At 74.9% G+C, this 16,118-nt stretch carries 9 protein-coding genes; 3 read left to right on the top strand and 6 right to left on the bottom strand.

The window, feature by feature from the left end:
- Nucleotides 1–13 precede the first annotated feature (13 nt).
- Nucleotides 14–2,200 (bottom strand): N-6 DNA methylase, encoded by a 2,187-nt coding sequence (locus AB0J08_RS00250; protein WP_360624310.1) that lies wholly within the window; start codon nucleotides 2,198–2,200, stop codon nucleotides 14–16.
- A gap of 392 nt (nucleotides 2,201–2,592) precedes the next feature.
- Between AB0J08_RS00250 and AB0J08_RS00255 the strand changes: the two genes are divergently transcribed.
- Nucleotides 2,593–3,009, top strand: a complete 417-nt coding sequence (locus tag AB0J08_RS00255) for a DUF4352 domain-containing protein (RefSeq protein ID WP_360624314.1) — start codon at nucleotides 2,593–2,595, stop codon at nucleotides 3,007–3,009.
- A 98-nt stretch (nucleotides 3,010–3,107) separates the two neighbouring features.
- Here AB0J08_RS00255 and mfd read toward each other — a convergent pair whose 3' ends face one another.
- On the bottom strand, nucleotides 3,108–6,761 hold the full coding sequence (gene mfd / locus AB0J08_RS00260; RefSeq protein ID WP_360624317.1) for a transcription-repair coupling factor: 3,654 nt from the start codon (nucleotides 6,759–6,761) through the stop codon (nucleotides 3,108–3,110).
- Between the two features lie 779 nt (nucleotides 6,762–7,540).
- On the opposite strand from mfd, the gene AB0J08_RS00265 reads away from it, so the two are divergent.
- Nucleotides 7,541–8,854, top strand: a complete 1,314-nt coding sequence (locus tag AB0J08_RS00265; protein WP_360624320.1) for a nucleotide sugar dehydrogenase — start codon at nucleotides 7,541–7,543, stop codon at nucleotides 8,852–8,854.
- A 98-nt stretch (nucleotides 8,855–8,952) separates the two neighbouring features.
- On the opposite strand, the gene AB0J08_RS00270 is transcribed toward AB0J08_RS00265, so the two are convergent.
- The gene (locus tag AB0J08_RS00270) at nucleotides 8,953–9,354 is read right to left on the bottom strand and encodes a beta/gamma crystallin domain-containing protein (RefSeq protein ID WP_360624323.1); all 402 of its coding nucleotides are present in this window, start codon (nucleotides 9,352–9,354) and stop codon (nucleotides 8,953–8,955) included.
- Nucleotides 9,355–9,784: 430 nt separating this feature from the next.
- On the opposite strand from AB0J08_RS00270, the gene AB0J08_RS00275 reads away from it, so the two are divergent.
- Nucleotides 9,785–10,408 carry a hypothetical protein gene (locus AB0J08_RS00275; RefSeq protein WP_360624326.1) on the top strand — a complete coding sequence of 208 codons (624 nt, stop codon included), beginning with the start codon at nucleotides 9,785–9,787 and terminating at the stop codon, nucleotides 10,406–10,408.
- 128 nt (nucleotides 10,409–10,536) lie between these two features.
- Here the strand turns inward: AB0J08_RS00275 and AB0J08_RS00280 are convergent, their stop codons facing one another.
- The 3 genes from AB0J08_RS00280 to AB0J08_RS00290 form a co-directional block, all read right to left on the bottom strand.
- Complete coding sequence (locus AB0J08_RS00280; RefSeq protein ID WP_360624329.1) at nucleotides 10,537–11,946, bottom strand: hypothetical protein; 1,410 nt, start codon at nucleotides 11,944–11,946, stop codon at nucleotides 10,537–10,539.
- A 265-nt stretch (nucleotides 11,947–12,211) separates the two neighbouring features.
- Nucleotides 12,212–14,932 (bottom strand): SUKH-4 family immunity protein, encoded by a 2,721-nt coding sequence (locus AB0J08_RS00285; RefSeq protein WP_360624332.1) that lies wholly within the window; start codon nucleotides 14,930–14,932, stop codon nucleotides 12,212–12,214.
- A 78-nt stretch (nucleotides 14,933–15,010) separates the two neighbouring features.
- Nucleotides 15,011–16,012: an SMI1/KNR4 family protein gene (locus tag AB0J08_RS00290; RefSeq protein ID WP_360624335.1), complete on the bottom strand. Its 1,002-nt coding sequence runs from the start codon at nucleotides 16,010–16,012 to the stop codon at nucleotides 15,011–15,013.
- Nucleotides 16,013–16,118 lie beyond the last annotated feature (106 nt).

Raw genomic sequence — 16,118 nt, forward strand, 5'->3', positions numbered from 1 at the left:
CCTGACCCGGGATTCAGGGGCGGCCGGGCGGGGCCAGGGTGCCGGTCGCGAGGCCGTCGGTGAGGGCCTGGGTGAGGGTGTGGGCGAGACCGGCGGCCTGCTGGAGGGTGGTCTCGAAACCGGCCAGGCGCGCGAAGGCGGCACCGAGCAGGCGCTGTTCGGCGATCGGAAGGCGAGGGAGCTCGACCCGGCGGATGTCGAGGCGGGCGGTGGTGGAGGCGTGGCTGGCGGCCCGCCGGGTGGCGGCCGTCGAGCGGAACTGGCCGGCCAGGAAGTCTGGGTCGAGCACGGCGGGGTCGGGGCGCAGCAGGTGGAGCTGGCGGCCCAGCGCGGCACCGGCCGGCGGGCCGCCGTCCTGGACGACGCGCGCCGCGCCCGTGCCCAGGGCCGGGACCAGGACGTCACCGGGGCGGGTCCGGATGCCGCCGGCCGGCCCGGAAGCGTCCAGGACGGCGCTCGGCGGGTTGCCCGTGATCACGTCCTGGTCCGTCAGGACGGGTGTGCCGGAGGGGTCGGCGCCCACCGGGCGGGTCGGTGCGCCGGCGCCCGAGGAGTACACCTCCAGCGCTCCGCCGCGGACCAGTTCGCCCACCGTGACGACCGGCCCGGCCACCGCCGGGGGCTGCGCCGTCGCCAGCGCCGGGTCGGGCAGCAGCGAGCCGGGGTCGGCCAGGCCGGCCAGGAGTTCGGTCAGCCGGCCGCTGAGGTGGGCGAGTTCGGCGGCGCCGCCGACCGGGTCGGCGGGCGGGACGTGGCGGCTGGGCGAGAGGTCCGTCTCGTCGTCGAGCAGGTCGATCGCGGCCATCGTCCGGTGCACGCCCGGCCGGTCGGCCGGCAGCGGCAGGCCCTCCCGGGCGGCGAGGTCGAAGGCGCGCCAGGCGTCCAGGACGGTCCGGCGCAGCTCGGGCCAGCGGACCTTGTCGCGCCCGCCCTCGGCTTCAGCGGCGAAGAGCGTGCCGGGGTGACCGACGGAGTGCCCGGCGAGGTGACCGGCGGAGAGCGTGGCCGAGGCCGCGTCCAGCAGCAGCACCTGCCGGAAGTCGTCGCCCGGCCGGGGCGCGCGCAGCACCCAGAGGTGGAGCGGCACCCCGTACGGCGGTGCGGCTCCGGCCGGCAGTGCGACGACGGCGCGCAGCGCGCCGGAGCGCAGCAGTTCGGCGCGGACCCGGCGCCCGGCCCGTCGGGTGGCGACGGTGGGCGGCAGCAGCAGGGCGGCGAGGCCGCCGGGGCGGGTGTGGGCCAGGCAGTGCAGCACCCAGGCGAGTTCGGACTCGCCGCGCGGCGGCACGAGGCCTCCCGGCCAGCGCGAGTCGAACTGCAACTCGTCGTGACCCCAGTCCCGTTCGTTGTACGGCGGCTGGCAGAGCACGGCTTCGAAGGTGTCACCGGGGTAGCCGTCGGCGCGCAGGGCGTCGCCGGCGCGCAGCTCGACGGGCAGCGGACCGGGGTCGCCGGCCGGGGTGTGCAGCGCGAGCCGGAGCCGGGCGAGGGCGCCGGTCACCTCGTCCGCGTCCTGCCCGTAGCGGCCGGTGGTGGACGGGAGGGCGAGCAGCAGGGCGCCTAGGCCGGTGGCCGGGTCCAGCACGGTGGCGGGGACGCCGGCGACGGCCGCGAGCAGCTCGGCGGCCTCGGGCGGGGTGGGGCTGAGCTGGCGGGTGTTGGCCTCGGCGTAGCGGGTCAGCAGTTGCTCGTACGCACCCGGGCCGCCGGCGGTGGCGGCGAGTTCGGCCAGCAGGCGGGCGAGGTCCAGCTGGGTGGAGCCGAGCAGGCCGGACAGGTGCAGGGCGGCGGCGCCGTCGCCGCCGAAGGCGCGGGAGGCGGTCTCGGCCAGGGCCCGCGGCAGGGCGGTGGCGAGCCGGGTGTCCGGTTCGGCGGCGAGTGCGGGCCACCGGTCGGGTTCGCGGTGCAGCAGCAGCAGGACGGCGCCGGCCTGGACGAGTGGTGCGGCGGGGTGGCCGGCCGGGTCGCGCAGCGTCTCCACCAGGTGCCACACGCGCTCCAGCAGCGGCAGTTCGGCGATCTTGCCCTGTCCGCGCAGCCAGGCCGCCACCTCGTCGAGGGCGAAGGTCGGGCTGCTGTCGGTGCCGCCGACCGGGCGGGGGAAGTCGGCGTGACGGCGGCGCCAGTTGCTGACGGCGGCCCGCCCGACCCCGGCCAGCCGCGCGATCTCGACGGCGGTCACCTCGGGACGGTCCGGCATGGAGACTCCTTCGGCGCACAGGGGGCGGGTGCCGTCGCGAGGCGGCGGCACGGGCGGGGTGTGATCACACAGCATAGCCAGCACCCTCCGATCCATCGTTCACACGTGAACAGAGAGGTTTCGTGAATCAATGTTGACATGGTTCACAGCTGATGGTGTGATCTCTCTGTCGGCTCGCCACCCGCACCTCCCGCACCACCCGCCGCAACGCCGCCCTGCTGCTGGGCGCCGCGCTCGTCGCCCTCACCGCGACGGCCTGCAACTCCACCGGTGGGTCCACCGTCTCCACCGAGCCGAAGCAGACCTCGGCCGCCACGAGCGCGGCCGACGCCGCAGGTTCCGCCGGCACCGCCAAGCCCGCCGAGTCCAAGCCCGCCGACGCACCCAAGGCCGTGGCCAAGCCGGGCGACACCATCGCGCTCAAGGGCAACGACCCGGCCGACACCGCCGACGTCACCCTGGTGAAGGTGGTGGACAACGCCGAGGGCGAGGACGAGTTCACCCACCCGGCCGACGGCAAGCGCTTCGTCTCGGTCCAGTTCCGGATCAAGGCGAGTGGCAAGAAGGCCTACCGCGACGTCCCCGGCAACAGCGCCAAGCTGCTGGACGCCGAGGGCCAGGCCTTCGGCTCGACGGTGGCCGACACCAAGGCGGGCCCGAGCTTCCAGCTCCCCGCCAGCATCGCCCCCGGGGAGAGTGCCCTCGGTTTCGTCACCTTCGAGGTGCCGAAGGACATCAAGGTCGACAAGGCCCAGTTCGGCCTCGACAGCGGCTTCGCCCCGCAGAGCGGCCAGTGGAAGCTGGGCTGACCCGGGGCCGCACCCGCCGAACGCGCGACGGCGGCCTCAGGCACCATGGCCCGAGACCGCCGCAAGGCCCGCCGAACCGGCGGGCGACTTTCCCGCCGCTACTTCTTCGCCCCCGCCAGGTCGTCGAACATGGTGGACAGGAACTCACGGCACCAGCCGAGGAGTTCCCGCCCGACCAGCGGCTTGCCGCCGATCCGCCCGGTGGCCGGCCGGGGCACCAGCAGCTGCTGGGCGGCCGCCTTCACCTGGCTGCGCGGGTAGAGCCGGTTCAGCCGCAGCTGCTGCGACTCGCGCAGCTCCACCGGCCCGAACCGGACGTTGGCACCCTGCAGCGTGATGTCCGCGATGCCGCACCGGCGGGCGTACAGCCGCAGCGCGGCCACCAGCAGCAGGTTCTCCACCGCCTCGGGCAGCTTGCCGTACCGGTCGACCAGTTCGTCCCGGACCTGCTTGATGTCGTCCTCCGAGTTGACCGCCGCGATCGAGCGGTAGGCCTGGAGCCGCAGCCGCTCGCCCGGCGCGTAGTCGTGCGGCACGTGGGCGTCGACCGGCAGCTCGATCTTGACCTCCAGCGGCTCCTCCTCCGGCTCGCCGCCACCGGCCAGCGACTCCCGGAACTCGGCCACGGCCTCGCCGACCATCCGCATGTAGAGGTCGAAACCGACGCCCGCGATGTGCCCGGACTGCTCGCCGCCGAGCAGGTTGCCGGCGCCGCGGATCTCCAGGTCCTTCATCGCCACGTACATACCGGCGCCCATCTCGGTGTGCTGGGCGATGGTGGCCAGCCGCTCGTGCGCCGTCTCGGTCAGCGGCTTCTCCGGCGGGTACAGCATGTACGCGTAGCCGCGCTCGCGCCCACGGCCGACCCGGCCGCGCAACTGGTGCAGCTGGGAGAGACCGAAGGTGTCACCGCGCTCGACGATCAGGGTGTTCGCGTTGGAGATGTCGATGCCCGACTCGACGATCGTGGTCGACACCAGGACGTCGAACTCCTTCTCCCAGAAGTCGACGACCACCTTCTCCAGCGCGGTCTCCCCCATCTGCCCGTGCGCGGTGGCGATCCGCGCCTCGGGGACGAGGTCCTTCAGCCGGGCCGCCGCCCGGTCGATCGACTCCACCCGGTTGTGGATGTAGAACACCTGGCCCTCGCGCAGGAGTTCACGCCGGATGGCGGCCGAGATCTGCTTCTCGTCGTACGGGCCGACGAAGGTCAGCACCGGGTGCCGCTCCTCCGGCGGGGTGGTGATGGTGGACATCTCCCGGATTCCGGTGACCGCCATCTCCAGGGTGCGCGGGATCGGCGTGGCGGACATCGTCAGCACGTCCACGTTGGCGCGCAGCTTCTTCAGCTGCTCCTTGTGCTCGACGCCGAAGCGCTGCTCCTCGTCCACGATGACCAGGCCGAGATCCTTGAACCTGGTCTCCGAGGAGAACAGCCGGTGGGTGCCGATGACGACGTCCACCGAGCCCTCGAAGAGCCCCTCCAGCACGGCCTTCGCCTCGCTGTCGGTCTGGAAGCGGGAGAGCGCCTTCACCGTCACCGGGAAGTTGGAGTACCGCTCGGCGAAGGTGGAGAAGTGCTGCTGCACCAGCAGCGTGGTCGGCACCAGCACCGCCACCTGCTTGCCGTCCTGCACCGCCTTGAAGGCCGCCCGGACCGCGATCTCGGTCTTGCCGTAGCCGACGTCGCCGCAGATCAGGCGGTCCATCGGGACGGACTTCTCCATGTCCGACTTGACCTCGGCGATGGTGGTGAGCTGGTCGGGCGTCTCCGCGTAGGGGAAGGCGTCCTCCAGCTCGCGCTGCCACGGGGTGTCCGGGCCGAAGGTGTGGCCGGGCGCGGCCATCCGGGCCGAGTACAGCTTGATCAGGTCGGCGGCGATCTCCTTGACCGCCTTCTTGGCCCGCTGCTTGGTCTTCGCCCAGTCCGCGCCGCCGAGGCGGTGCAGCGTCGGGGCCTCGCCGCCGACGTACTTGGTGACCTGGTCCAGCTGGTCGGTCGGCACGAACAGCCGGTCGCCGGGGTGGCCGCGCTTGGCCGGCGCGTACTCCAGCACCAGGTACTCGCGGGTGGCGCCCTGCACCGTGCGCTGCACCATCTCGACGTACCGGCCGACGCCGTGCGCCTCGTGGACGACGTAGTCGCCGGCCGCCAGCGCCAGCGGGTCGATCGCGTTGCGGCGCCGGGACGGCATCCGGCGCATGTCCTTGGTGGAGGACCTCTGCCCGGAGAGATCGGTCTCGGTGATGACGGTGAGCTTGAGCGCCTCGTCGACGAAGCCGTGCTCGATCGAGCCGCAGGAGACGTAGACGACGTCCCTGGTCGGCGCCTCGGCGAGGTCGGCGACCAGCCGGGCCGGGATGCCCTCGTTGCCGAGCACCTCGGCGAGCCGGGAGGCCGGCCCGTGGCCCTCCGTCACCATGACGACCCGCCAGTCGGCGGCCAGCCGCTCCTTGGCATCGGCGATGGCCCGGGCGGTGTCGCCCCGGTACGCCTCGACCGCGTGCATGCCCAGGGCCAGGGTGTTGGCATCGCCGTACCGATCAGCGGCTCCGCCGCTGGCCGGCACCTCGCTGACGCTGGACCCGCTGGTCGCGAACGGGCTGACCGACCACCAGGGCAGGCCGATCTCGGCGGCGTGCTCGCGCACCTCCGCGAGTGAGCGCAGCGAGGCGGCCGAGACGTCGATCGCCTCCAGGTCGATCGGCCGGTCCCCGCCGGCGGCGGCCGCCACCCAGGAGGCGTGCAGGAACTCCTGACTGGTCGCCACCAGGTCGGTCGCCCGGGTGCGGACCCGCTCCGGGTCGCAGACCACGGCGACCGAGCCGAGCGGCAGCACGTCCAGCAGCAGCTCCATGTCGTCCACCAGGACGGGCGCCAGCGACTCCATGCCCTCGACCGCGATGCCCTCGGCGATCTTGTCCAGGATCTCCGCCAGCCCGGGCTGCTCGGCGGACAGCTCGGCGGCCCGCGCCCGGACCTCGTCGGTCAGCAGCAGCTCACGGCAGGGCGAAGCCCAGAGGCCGTGCTCGGCGATCTCCAGCGAGCGCTGGTCGGCGACCTTGAAGTACCGGATCTCCTCGACGTCGTCGCCCCAGAACTCCACCCGCAGCGGGTGTTCCTCGGTCGGCGGGAAGACGTCCAGGATGCCGCCGCGGACGGCGAACTCACCACGCTTCTCGACCAGTTCGACCCGCGCGTAGGCGGCCGCCGACAGCTGCCGGGCCACCGCCTCCAGGTCGTGCGACTCGCCGCGCCGAACCGCCACCGGCTCCAGCTCGGCCAGCCCCTTGACCTGCGGCTGGAGCACCGAACGGACCGGGGCCACGATCACCTGCACCGGGCCGGCCGCCGGGTCGTCCGCCCGCGGGTGCACGATCCGGCGCAGCACCGCCAGCCGGCGGCCGACGGTGTCCGAGCGCGGCGAGAGCCGCTCGTGCGGCAGCGTCTCCCAGGCCGGGTACTCGGCCACCGCGTCGGGCGGCAGCAGCGAACGGAGCGAGGCGGCGAGGTCCTCGGCCTCCCGGCCGGTCGCCGTGACGGCGAGCACCGGGCGGCCGCGCTCCCCGGCCGCCTGCCCGGCCAGCGCGCGGGCCAGCGCCGCGATGGCGAACGGCCTGGCGGCGGGCGGACCGACCAGGTCCAGGTGGTGGCGGCCGCCGGCCGTGGCACCGATCGCGGTCGCGGCCTCGATCGCCTCGGCGAGCGCCGCGTCCCGCGCGACGACATCGAGCAGTCCGGTCAGGCTCATCAGGAGTCTCTTCTTCGTGCCGTGGCTGGTGCTGCCCCCGGGCGGCACCAGCCTGCCGGGGCAACGCGAACGGCCCGGCGCGCCGAGCGGCCGGGGGTCTCCAGCCTACGCCGCGGCGCCGACACGCACGCGGCGCGCGGGCCCGGCGGGGCCGCAGGACGGGCGGTCGGGCGCGCGGCACGCCCGGGGCGAGGCCCGGACGAGGACGAAGCACCGGCCGCACGCTGCGGCTGGGCCTCCGCGATCTGCCACGAACTGGACATACTCCTGTCACTGCCCGTCCATGGAGATCGCGCACCATGGTGAATGTGCCCGCCGCACCCAACCGTGGGGGATGGCTGCGGCGGCACAAGTCGCACACCCGATGGGGGTCGGGAGTGCGAGGCCGGGCGACCCTGGGTGGGGGCGCCCGCCCAAGCGCCGGGAACCGTGGCGCCCTTTCCTGGAGGGCGCCACGGGTCTCGGCCTCTTCCGTCCGATCCTGTCCGCGGATCCGTCGCTCACAGCCGCTCGCGTCGCGCGTGCCCGGCCCCCGCCCCGCGTTCCTTCCCGCGCGCCCCCTCTCCGCGTTCCGTCCCGCGCGCCCCCTCCCCGCGCCCCGCGTCAGGCGCCCCGCGTCAGGGCGTCGGCCCTCGCCCGCCCCCCGCACCGCGTCACGGATCCGCCCACTTCGCCGAAAGGCCACGCGGCCCGGCGGCGCTCCCTACCCTGTGGTGAAGACCGTGTGGGGATGCCCCGGAGGGGACCAGGGGGCGTCGCGATGGAGGGGGTTCTTCGTCATGCGCGTTGTCATCGCAGGTCAGGGCTATGTGGGGCTGCCACTGGCGGTCCGGGCGGCCGAGGTGGGCTACCGGGTGGTCGGCTACGACGTGGACGAGCGCCGGATCAAACGGCTGGCCGTCGGCGAGTCCTACGTCGAGGACATCCCGGCCGCGCGGCTGCGGCCGCTGCTGGAGAGCGGCGCCTACCTGCCGTCGGCCGACCCGGCCGACGTGGCCGGCTTCGACATCGCGGTGATCACCGTACCGACGCCGCTGCGCGACGGGGTGCCCGACCTCTCCTTCATCGAGGCCTCGGCCCGGCTGCTCGCCAAGCACCTGCGCCCGGGGGCGACGGTGGTCCTGGAGTCCACCACCTACCCGGGCACCACCGAGGAACTGCTCGCACCGTTGCTGGAGGAGGGGTCGGGGCTGACCGCCGGCCGCGACTTCCACCTCGGCTACAGCCCCGAACGGATCGACCCGGGCAACCCGACCTGGCGGCTGGAGAACACCCCGAAAGTGGTCTCCGGCGTCGATCCGGCGGCGCTGGCGGCGGTCGAGGGCTTCTACGGTCGGCTGGTCGAGCGGACGGTACCGGTCTCGTCCTGCAAGGAGGCCGAGCTGACCAAGCTCCTGGAGAACACCTTCCGCCATGTGAACATCGCGCTGGTCAACGAGCTGGCGATGTTCGCGCACGACCTCGGCATCGACGTCTGGGAGGCGATCGACGCCGCCTCGACCAAGCCGTTCGGCTATCTGCGCTTCACCCCGGGGCCGGGGGTCGGCGGGCACTGCCTGCCGATCGACCCCTCCTACCTGTCCTGGCGGGTGGAGCGGGCGCTCGGTCAGTCGTTCCGCTTCGTCGAGCTGGCCAACGACGTGAACAGCCACATGCCCGACTACGTGGTACGCCGGCTCGCCGAGGCGCTGAACGAGCGGCAGCGCTCCGTCAAGGGCTCCCGGATCCTGCTGCTCGGGCTCGCCTACAAGAAGAACACCGGCGACGCCCGGGAGACCCCGGCCGCCCGGGTCGCCGAGCTGCTGACCCGGATGGGCGCCGAGGTCAGGGCCGCCGACCCGCACGTGGTCGTCGGGGTGCACGTCCCGGAGCCGGTGATCCCCGGGCAGCGGGCCGCCGAGCTGGACCCGCACGGCGACCCGTTCGCCGCCGTCCGCCGGGTGGAGGCGACGCCGGAGGAGCTGGCCGCGGCCGACGCGGTGGTGCTGCTCGCCGACCACGACGACTTCGACTACGCGGCCGTCGCCACGCACTCCCGGTACGTACTGGACTGCCGGCGCCGACTCGCGGGCGCGGCGGTCGAGGTGCTGTAGGAGCGGTCGACAGGCGCGAACGCGGTGCCGGGCGTCCGCACCCGCCCGGCACCGCGCACATGAGTCGGGCCCGCTCCGGCCACCGGCGGCTACCGCGGCTACCAGCGGGAGAGATTGATGTCGTACATCGTCACCTGATGGCCCTGGTTGCCGTTGAAGTCGTACTGCTCCCAGTTGAAGACCGTCCAGGAGCCGAGGCCACCCCCCAGATAGGTGATGACCCGGTTGTTGCCCGCGTCGATCCGGTCGACGTTGTAGATCCGGACGGACATCCAGCCGTCATTCGCGAAACAGAGCCGGCTGCTGTAGCCGTAGTTGTACACCTTCGCGAAATCGGTGCGGTTTCCGCAGTCGACCCTGCTCACCGCGTTCGCGCCGGTCGTCGGCAGGAGTGCGGCCGCAGCCGCGGCGAGAAGGGCGACGGCACCGATCCGACGGGCCTGGACATTTCCGGTACGGCGATCCCTGCGGGGATTTGCGGGATTTGTGCGGCGAATCATGAAACCCCTCCATCGACAGCAGTTGCGACTCCAGAGATTTACATGAGGACCTGCTGTCGAACAGCTGTTTTCCGGCCAAGCCGAAACCCCGGGAGAGTCTGCCGGACCGGGGCGAAGCGGAATGCGCTAGGGTCCGAACACGCTTGCCGTGCCTCAGGATCGGAGCAGACGATTGGCACGTCCACCACATTTCGGGCGATTCACCGCCATCACTCTGGCGGCCATGCTGTCGGCCATTTCCGCAGGCTGCGCCGGCCCTTCCCGGGACAGTTCGGCGGAATACCTGTCGACGCCCCCGGCGATCGGCACGCCGAAACCTCCGGAATCCGGACGCGCCGGAATGACCGGACTGCCGCTTTCCGCTTACCAGGCCAATGACCAGGTGGCCGTGAAAGAGATTCAGGCCAGGAATATGCTGGTCGTCTCCTGTATGCAGCGGGCCGGATTCACCGGATTCGGCGGCGACGGCCTGCAGAGCGCGCAGGCCCCGGACAACGCGACGGCCCTGCCGGCCGGCTCCTGGGGGTATCTCGGGGCCGAGGTCGCCGCCGTCCAGGGGTTCCACCCACCGAAGCGGGCACTGCCCCGGCCGACGGCACCGGCGGCCGGCTCCGGCGAGGCCTACGACACCGCCCGGGTCGACTGCGACCGACAGGCGGCGGAGCGGATCGGCTCACCGCCGGGGCCGGGCGCCGAGCTGGTCGGCCGGCTCTTCGACGAATCGATCGGGGCGACCGGCCGCGACGCCCGGGTGACCTCGGCGACCGGGGACTGGTCCGCCTGCATGGCCGCGGCCGGCTTCCGGGCGGACGACCCGGCGGCCCTGCCGGAGCGGTACCGGGGCGTCGCGGAGATCACCCCGAGCGAGCTGGCGACGGCCCGCGCCGACGCCGACTGCACGCTCCGGAGCAATCTGGCGGGGATCTGGTTCGCCGTCCTGGCCGGCTACCAGCGTCAGCAGATCGACCGGAACGCACAGGCCCTGACCGCCCAACAGGAGGCGGTCAGGGCCCAGGACGCGAAACTCAGCCGACTGGTGGCCGGCGGCGGGTGAGGCGCCTTCGCTCGTGAGGGGCCTTCGCTCTCGTGAGAGGCCGCTCTCGTGAGACGCCCGGCGGGTCCGGCGCCCCGGCCCGTGCGACCCCCGAGGGGCGTCCGCACGGGCCGAGGGGCCTCGGCGGCTCAGCGCCGCCGGTTGAGACCCACCGTGTTCGGCGTGGCGTAGTCGCTGCCGTCGTCGACGATCACGATCTTCGGAATGATCCGGGTCTCGTCGTCCCCCGCCCGGCCCTGCGCGGCGGCCGCGGCGCCGGTCGCGGTCGACCCGCTCGGCGGGGTGGCCGGCCGGGGTGGCACCGGTCCGGGGCTGACCGGCCCGGTGGTGACCGCTTCGACGGCGGCCGGGGCAGCGGCCGGGGCGCCCGGGGCAACCGGGGCAACCGGGGCGGCCTCCACCGAGTCGGCCGGCGCGGCGTCCGTGGGGGTGGCGTCGAACGGACCCGCCTCGGAGCCCACCGGGCCCGAGGTGACCGGGCCCGCGGTGACCGGCAGCACCGCCGTTGCCGTGTCGGCGCCGACTGCCTGGCCGCCGCCCACCGCGACGGCCTTGCGCAGGCTCGCCACCGCGATCTCGCCGGTGTCCGCCTCGGAGTCCACCGCCGGCGCGCCGTCGTCCGGACCCTCGGTCGCCCCGGCGGCCTCGGCCGGCTCGATCGCGCCGACCGCCGCGCCGGTGAGCGAGGCGAGGGTGCCCTTGATGTGGTCCAGGTGCTTCTGCACCGTCTCCTGCCTGACGGCGAACTCACGCTGCTCGCGCTCGCTCGCCGCGTTGATCGCCTCGGCCTCGCGCCGGGCCTGCTCGATCAGCTGGTCCGCCCGGGCCTGCGCCTCGGCGTCCGACTGCTTGATCTGTCCGAGCACGGTGTCCCGGTACTGCTCGGCCTCCTTGAGCCGGCGCTCCGCGGTCGCCGACATCTCGGCGTCCTCGGCGTCGGCCTTGGCCGCGGCCGCCGCCAAGGTCTCGTCGGCCTCCCGGCGCAGCTCGGCCAGCTTGGCCTCGGCCAGCTCGGAGGCCTCGGCCGCGGCGACCCGCACCTTGGCGGCGTGGGCCGTGGCGGCGTCCCGCAGGGCCCGGGTCTCGCGGTCGGCGTCGGCCCGGATCGCCTCGGCCTCGGCGCGGGTCCGTTCGTCGGTGCGCCGGGCGGCCTGGTCGGCCTCGGCGCGGGTGGTGGCGGCGTACTCCTTCGCGGCCTGACCGCGCGCCTGGCCGGCCTCGTAGACCTCGTCACGGAGGTCCTCGGCGAACCGCTCGGCGGCCTCCCGGACCGCCTTGGCCTCGTTGGCGGCCATCGTGGCCAGTCCGGCGGCCTGCTCGCTGAGCACCTGGTAGTCCGGGTCCGGGGCATCGGCGGCGGCCTGCCGGATGTCGGCCAGGCGCCGCTCCATCTCCCGGATTCCGGCGCCCAGCACGCTCAGCCGTTCCCACGCCTCGTCGCGTTGGGCGGTGAGCGCGGTCAGGGCTCGGTCGACCTGCTCGGGCGCGTATCCACGCCGGGCAGCGGTGAAGCCGTGCTGGGGGACGGCATCGCTCATGGGCTCTTCCCCTCGTGTCGCGGGCTGCGGAGCCCATGATCGGACGGAACGGACGGATCGGGAACCGGATCCGGAAGCCGGTCCGGATTTGGAGGTCGTACGGATCGGAATGCGGCGAGGAGTGGACGAATAGACCCATCCTCTTGACCTATTTTGCGCAGATCAGGGCGAAACCCCAACGAGGCAGAGCCGCGACGGCACGCCGAAGGGGTCGTTCCGGACACCGGAACGACCCCTTTCACCTGCACGGATCCGAGCCGGCCCGCTACAACAGGCCGTCCCAGAACTGCTCCAGGAGGACGGCCCACCAGGTGTCCGCCGACTGCAGGGCCGCCGGGTCGATCGCGGCGAGCTGAGCCTGGAAGTCGGTCGTCCAGCGACCGGCCTGGTCCGGGGTCAGCCCGTACCGCAGCCGCCACATCCGGCCCAGCAGGGCCAGGGCGCGGACGAACTCCGGTACACCACTGTTGACGAACCGCGGCGGCTCCCCGGTTCCGTCGATGTCCACCGCGACCACGTGTGCCGTGCCGTACTGCACGCAGAGCTGGCGGCCGTAGTCGTTGCCGAGCACCAGGTAGCCGCCGAAGTCCGGGCCGCCGGCCAGACCGCGCTCGGCGGCCAGCTCGGCGAGCGTCGGGATCGGGCGGCCCTCCTGCGCCTGGGCCCAGAAGAAGGGCCCGAACTCGCGCGGCAGGCCCGCCCACATCAGGGTCTGCGCCACCGGCTCGGGGACGCCCTGGCGGGAGACAGCCCGCTGCTCGAAGAGGAACACGTTCGGGCCGAAGGCCTGCCCCAGCTCCTGCCCGAGCTGCTGCGGGGCGATCGGCGGCAGCGGCGGGACGGTGCCCGGGGCGGGCAGCGGCACCCGGAACGGGCGGACCCGCTGGGCACCCGAGGCCAGCTGGTGCAGTTCGTCCAGGTGGTCGAGCAGCTGCGCCATGCCGGCCTGCCGGGAGTGGTGGTCCCGGCCGTAGTCGGCGGTGTGGGTGAGCCGGACGTTCGGCCAGGAGGCGGCGATCATCCGGTTGCAGTAGCCGCCCGGCAGATCGCAGGACTCCAGCTCGGTGTAGAGCTCCAGCACCTGCTCCGGCGGCACGTTCAGCCGGCGCAGGTCCTGCAGGATCTTCCACTCCGGGTGCGGGGTGCCCGGCTCGCTGCGGTGCAGCAGCTTCTGCTCGGAGCCGTCCGGGCCGCGGTAGCTGAGCGCGGCGAAGTAGCCGGGACCGACGGCGGGCACGCCGGGCGGCACCGGGGCACCCTGCGGCGGACCGGGGACCGGCGCCGGCGCCGGCGGGACGGCCGCCGCGGGGGCGGGAGCCGGGGCGACGGGAGAGGCCGCGCCGGGGTAGCCGTAGCCGGCCGCGGGCGCGCCGGGGCCGGGCGGGGGCGGCACGGCCGGGCCGCCGGACGGCGGGGTACCGGGATCGGCCGGGACGCCGCCGAGCAGCGCGGGGTCGATCGCGCCCGCCAGCTGGGTGCGCTCGTACGCGACCCCGGCGCCGGGCGTGCCCGCGACGGGCGGCGCGGGCGGGGCGCCGGCGTCCCGCAGGCCGGCCGGCGGCGGGGGCGGCGGGGCCCCGCCCGCGCCGCGACCGCCCGCGGCGGCGGGGGCACCCGCGCCGGGAGACTGCCGCAGCTCGCCCGGCGGGGGCGGCGGCGGAGCGGAGGCCGAACCCCGGCCGGGGGAGACCGGTGCTCCGCCCGGAGCGGCCGAGCCGCCGCGCAGGGCGGCCGGCGGGGGCGGCGGGGGCACCGAGGCCGAACCCCGGCCGAGCCCCCCGTGCGAGGCGTCGGCGGCCGGGGCGGCGGGCGCGCCGGGGCCGGGCGCACCGGGGCCGGGCGCACCGGGCAGGCCCATCAGGCCGGGCAGCGAGTCCGGCGAGGCCAGCATGGTCGCGGCGTGTTCGACGCCGGGACCACCCGGCGGCGGGGTCGCCGGCGCACCAGGAACCGGCGCACCGGGGCCGGGCGCGCCGGGCAGCCCCATCAGGCCGGGCAGGCCGTCCGGCGGCGCCAGCATGGTCGGGGCCTGCTCGGCCTCCGGCACGGCGGCGGGTGGCACCGGGGCCATGCCGTAGCCGCTCTCGGGCAGCAGCACGGTGGCCGCCTCGGCACCGGGCCGGGCCTCGCCGGGCAGACCTGCGCCGTTGGTCCGCAGACCGTCGGGCAGCAGCACCGTCGCCGCCTCGGCGCCACCGGTCTGCCGGACGGGGGCCGCCGGCGGGGCGGCGGCAACCGGCGGAGCGAGCGGCGTGTCGGGCGCCGGCGGGGCGGCGGCAACCGGCGGAGCGAGCGGCGTGTCGGGCGCCGGCGGAGCGACGTGAGGGGCCATCGGCGGCGGTCCGCCGTGACCGGGCGGCGGGGCCAGCATGGTCGGCGCGTCCCCGGCCGGGCGTTCGGAGACCGGCGGCGTGGTCAGCAGCGCGGGCGCCGGTACGGCCTCGGGCCCCACCGGCGCGACCGGCGCGACCGGCGCGACGGCGGGGGCCGGCGCGGGCACGACGGGAGGAGCGGGAGCCGGGGCCGGGGCCCCGAGCCGCTCGGCCTCGGCGGCGATCGCCGCGGCGCCCGCCTCCTGGAGCCACTGCGGCGGGCTGAGCAGGAACGACGTCGCCTCGACCGGACCGGGCGCGGGCTTCGCCGCCCCGGCCGGGTTGGCCGCGACCGGCCGCCCGTAGACCTCCTCGTACTGCCGGACCACCTCGTTGACCGGCAGCGCGGGCCAGAGCGTGCTGGCGCCGGAGTCCCGGGCGATCACCAGCCGCGCCTCACCCGCCGAGCCGCCCGGACCCGCCGGACCACCCGCCCCGTCGGAGCCGTCGGCCCGGCCGCCGGAATCACCGGCCGCGCCCTCCACGGGCTGCACCGCCCAGCAGACGAAGCCCAGGTCGAACTCCCGGACCCGTACCTCGCGCTGCTGCGAACGCGGCACCCCGCCGTTGATCCACTCGTCGGCGAGCTCCTGTGCCTGCGCGTACGTCACCACGCCCGGATCACCCCTGTCCCCTTCGTCCCCGCTTGTTCCGCTACCACCACCGCCGCCGCCGGAGCCGTACGGGCCACGTCAGCCCACCGGCACGGCGCGGGCGAAGCCGCCGTCCACCATCAGCTCCGCGACCGTCTCCAGCTCCGGCGGACTGCCGGCCAACCGGAGCAGGAAGTCGTCGAAGTCCTCGCCGCAGGGCAGCAGCAGCCGGGCGACCCGCTCCTCGGGCGCCTCGGGGGCGCCGTCGTCGCGGGCGTCGTCGTAGAGGCAGAACCAGACCGAGCCGATCCGGTCGCCGCGCACCTTGAGCGCCACGATGCCGCCCTGGGCGTAGGCGATGCCCAGGTAGTCCTTGGTGAGGTGGTCGCGCAGGCACTTGTTGGCGTAGACGACGTCCTCGGTGCCGTACTCCTCGCTGAGGGTCAGGAACGGCTGGTCGAGCAGCAACCCGAGCTCGGGGCCGAGCGCCACGCCGACCGGGGCCCGGCCGCCGGCGAGCTTGAGGAAGGTTCGGTACGCGCCGGGCAGCCGGTAGCCGAGGCGCTCCTCGGCCCGCTGCACCAGGTCCTCGGGGACACCGATCGGGTCGCTGCCGTCCCTGGCGAGCGAGAAGTGCACCGGCCGGCGCTCCTGCAGCGGTCGGGTGCCGCGGCGGCCGTGGTCGGCGGTGGAGGCGGCCAGCCCGCCGTGGTGCCGCAGCAGCGCCTTGACCTCGACCGGGACGAGCTCCATCCGCCGCCAGCCGGGCGCCGCCCGGCCGACCGCGTGGTGCCAGGTCCAGCCGGGCGGGGTCGCGACGGCGGTCTCCAGGTCGGCCCAGAGCGGATGGCCCTGGGTGAACTGCGCGGCGTTGGCCGAGACGTAGTCGGTCAGCCGCAGTTCGTCGACGCCGAAGCCCGGCGGCGGGTCGGCGACCTCGGCCGCGGCGGCCGCGTACGGGCCGAAGTCCGGGTGGCCGTGCTCGTCCACCCGGACCCCGGCGGGGTGCCGCTCCGCGCGGACCGGGTCCGGGAACTGCACCACCTGACCTGCGTACGCCGCGTTAGGCGCGGCGGCGACGCCGGGCCGACCTGTCGTCATCTGGGAGCCCCCACTGGCTGCTGCAAATTCGGTGCGCTTGCTGGACACCAGGGTAGGGGGTCGCCCCGCGCCCCGGCCCCCCGCCCGGGGGACACCGCACGAGCGG

This window comes from Kitasatospora sp. NPDC050463 (assembly GCF_040655255.1).
Taxonomy (GTDB): domain Bacteria; phylum Actinomycetota; class Actinomycetes; order Streptomycetales; family Streptomycetaceae; genus Kitasatospora.